Origin of the sequence: Caballeronia choica (genome assembly GCF_001544535.1) — a bacterium.
GTDB classification, from domain to species: domain Bacteria; phylum Pseudomonadota; class Gammaproteobacteria; order Burkholderiales; family Burkholderiaceae; genus Caballeronia; species Caballeronia choica.
In genome coordinates this window covers 1-3,277 of sequence record NZ_FCON02000335.1, presented here as the reverse complement: position 1 = coordinate 3,277, position 3,277 = coordinate 1, and the positions used below count along the sequence as shown (strand labels likewise).

The following is a 3,277-nucleotide window of genomic DNA, read 5'->3' as shown; positions in this document are numbered from 1 at the left end:
GCCGCCACGCTGCTCGCCGTGCAAACAGTGGCGCACGGGCCCGCGTTCGCGCTGGGCAAGCTGTTCTTCGTCGATCCGCTCAACGTGTTCCTGGTCGCACTGACGGCCTTCGTCGGATGGACCACGTCGATCTTCTCGAGGTCATACATGCGCATCGAGCGTGACCGCGGCAAAATGACTGCGCCTCGCATGCGCCTCTACCACAGCATGTATCAGTTGTTCATCTTCGCGATGCTGCTCGCGCTGCTCACCAATAACATGGGCATCCTCTGGGTTGCCATGGAAGCCGCCACGCTCGCGACGGTGCTTCTGGTCAGCGTATATCGCACCGCGGCAAGCCTCGAAGCCGCATGGAAGTACTTCATCCTGTGCGGCGTCGGCATCGCACAGGCGCTGTTCGGCACGATCCTGCTCTATCTTGCCGCGAGCCGGAGACTCGGCGGCGACGAAGCGCTGCTTTGGAGCAGTCTGAACGCAGTCAAGGGCGGTCTCGACCCCACCATCATTTCGCTCGCGTTCGTGTTTCTGCTGATCGGCTATGGCACGAAGGTCGGCCTCGTGCCCATGCACAACTGGCTCCCCGACGCACATGCCGAGGGCCCTACGCCAATTTCGGCCGTGCTATCCGGCCTGCTACTCAATGTTGCGCTCTATGCGGTCCTGCGCTGCAAGGTCCTGGCCGATGGCGCACTCCAGAATGGCCTGCCGGGACACCTGCTGGTCGGCTTCGGACTGGTCTCGGTACTGATCGCGACCTTTTCGCTATTCCGGCAGAAAGACGTCAAGCGACTCTTTTCGTATTCGTCGATCGAGCACATGGGTCTGATGACGTTTGCATTCGGGCTTGGCGGCCCCGTCGCGACCTTCGCGGGTCTGCTCCACATGACGGTCCATTCGCTGGTGAAGTCGGCCATCTTCTTCACTGTCGGACATGCGGCCCAGAAGGCCGGCACCCAGGCGATCGACGACATCCGAGGCCTGTTGCGCGTGAGCCCAACCGTTGGTTGGGGCATGATGCTCGGCGCGCTCGCGATTCTCGGCATGCCGCCATTCGGCGTCTTCGCAAGCGAGTTCCTGATCCTGACCACCGCGATGAGCGAACTCCCGTGGGCCACGCCGTTCCTGTTGCTCGCGCTCGCTGTGGCGTTCGCGGCCATCTTCGTGCGCGTGCAGGGCATGGTGTTCGGCGACACGACAGCGAAAGTTCTCGAACACCCGCCGGCGTTGCTGCCCGTGTTCGTCCATCTCGGCATCGGCTTGATGCTCGGGCTCTACATTCCGCCCTATCTTGCGACGTGGTATCGGCAGGCGGCGGCCATGATCGCCGGGTGACACATGCGCATCGAGGCATTCGATTTTCCTGACCTGGTTCGCCTGTCCGTTTTTGCGGGCAGGTCGTCGGCTTTTCTCGCACGGGTCGATCATGACACGTGGGCCCGCACCGCCGGCACGGTGCGCGAGGCGGGTGGCCGTCTGATCTCCCTGTGGGGTGCCGAAGAGCCGGCGGGCACATTCGCGATCTGCGCTGCGTATGCACTGGAAGACGGCATCCTGTGGCTTCAGTCGCCGGTAGGCGACGGACATGGGGACAGCGGCGGATACCCGGATATATCAACGACTTTTCCGTGCGCGACACGCATGCAACGGGCCGTCTACGATCTGATCGGGCTACGCGCCATCGGCGCCGAAGATACACGGCCGTGGCTGAATCATGGCAACTGGCCTGCCGATTACTTTCCATTGCAGAAATTGTCCTCCGGGACCGAGTGGTTTCAATCCCAGGAAGCGGACTATCCGTTCGTCCACGTCGACGGTGACGGTGTCCACGAGATTGCCGTCGGTCCGATCCACGCAGGCGTGATCGAGCCCGGACACTTCCGCTTCTCGGTCGTCGGCGAAAAGGTGTTGCGCCTTGAGGAGCGGCTGGGCTATGCGCACCGGGGAATCGAGCGGCTGTTCGAGCACGTGCCCGCACTCGACGGACACCGTCTCGCAGGACGCATCGCCGGAGACACCACGGTCGCCTTTACATGGGCCTATTGCATGGCGGTCGAGCGCGCGTTGAATGGGCGGATTCCGCCACGCGCGCAGTGGCTGCGCGCGCTGTTGCTCGAGCGCGAGCGCATTGCCAACCATCTGGGTGATCTTGGAGCGCTCGGCAACGACGCGGGGTTCGCGTATGGCCTCGCACAGTTTTCCCGTCTGAAAGAGGACTGGCTACGTCTGAACAATCAGGCTTTCGGACATCGCTATTTAATGGATCGGATCGTTCCTGGGGGGACATCGACGGACCTGGATGCGCGCTTCATCACCGCGATACTGACGCAGTGCGACCAGATCGACGCGCAGGTTCGTGTGATGCAGAGCATTTACGACGACCAGTCAGGGCTGCAGGATCGCTTTGCAGGGACGGGCATCCTCTCCGCAAAAGTGGCGGAGCACTTCGGCGTGTGCGGGCTGGTCGCCCGTGCAAGTGGCCGGAAAATCGACGTGCGGGTCGATCATCCTTACGCGCCCTACCATGAGGTTCAGGTGCAGATGGTCAGCGACGAACGGGGCGACGTAGCGGCCCGCGTCGCGGCTCGTTTCGGCGAGATCTACGAGTCCATCCGGCTGATTCGCACCCTGCTCACCAATCTGCCGGACGGAGCGACTATCTCTGGGGTCGAGCACGGAAGCTCGCCGTCCTATGGCGTGGGCTGGATCGAGGGTTGGCGGGGCGACGTGTTCGTCGCGATCGAGACTGGAGCCGACGGCACCATCGCACGCTGCCATTGCCATGATCCGTCGTGGCAGAACTGGCCAGCCCTGGAGCACGCGATCATCGGCAATATCGTTCCCGATTTCCCGCTGATCAATAAGTCCTTCAATCTGAACTACGCGGGACACGACCTGTAATGTGGCAACTTCTCAAACAGATCGCGACAACCGGCACGCCGACACTGCGCGTGCCCGAGGGCGATGACGCATGGCGGGCTGAAGGCCACCGGATCCAGCAGGAAATACTCGACGTGCTCGGCCGGGCGCTGTGCATTCGCGAGGTCGATGCGGGCTCCTGCAACGGCTGCGAACTTGAAATCCATGCGCTCAACAATCCCTACTACAACATCGAGGGCCTGGGTATCCGGTTCGTCGCGAGTCCCCGCCATGCCGACATGCTGATCGTCACTGGCCCGATGACGCTGAACATGAAGGAAGCGGTGCTGCGGGCATACGAAGCGACGCCCCATCCGAAGCTGGTCGTCGCAGTTGGCGAGTGCGGCTGCACCGGTGGCAT

General features: G+C 62.6%; 3 protein-coding genes. All 3 read left to right on the top strand.

Translation table 11 applies throughout. The annotated features are described in order from the left end of the window. Nucleotides 1-1,332: hydrogenase 4 subunit F (locus tag AWB68_RS43450; RefSeq protein ID WP_087650257.1), on the top strand; the 1,332-nt coding region annotated here is incomplete at its 5' end. 3 nt (nucleotides 1,333-1,335) lie between these two features. Continuing rightward, nucleotides 1,336-2,898 carry a hydrogenase large subunit gene (locus AWB68_RS43445; RefSeq protein WP_087650256.1) on the top strand — a complete coding sequence of 521 codons (1,563 nt, stop codon included), beginning with the start codon at nucleotides 1,336-1,338 and terminating at the stop codon, nucleotides 2,896-2,898. Further along, the coding region (locus AWB68_RS43440; protein ID WP_087650255.1) for an NADH-quinone oxidoreductase subunit B family protein at nucleotides 2,898-3,277 on the top strand (380 nt) is incomplete at its 3' end. The genes AWB68_RS43445 and AWB68_RS43440, both read left to right, overlap by 1 nt.

What these genes read in the sequence shown, in the direction of transcription:
- AWB68_RS43445 (WP_087650256.1), top strand. Translation starts at nt 1,336, where the DNA reads ATGCGCATCGAGGCATTCGATTTTCCTGACCTGGTTCGCCTGTCCGTT.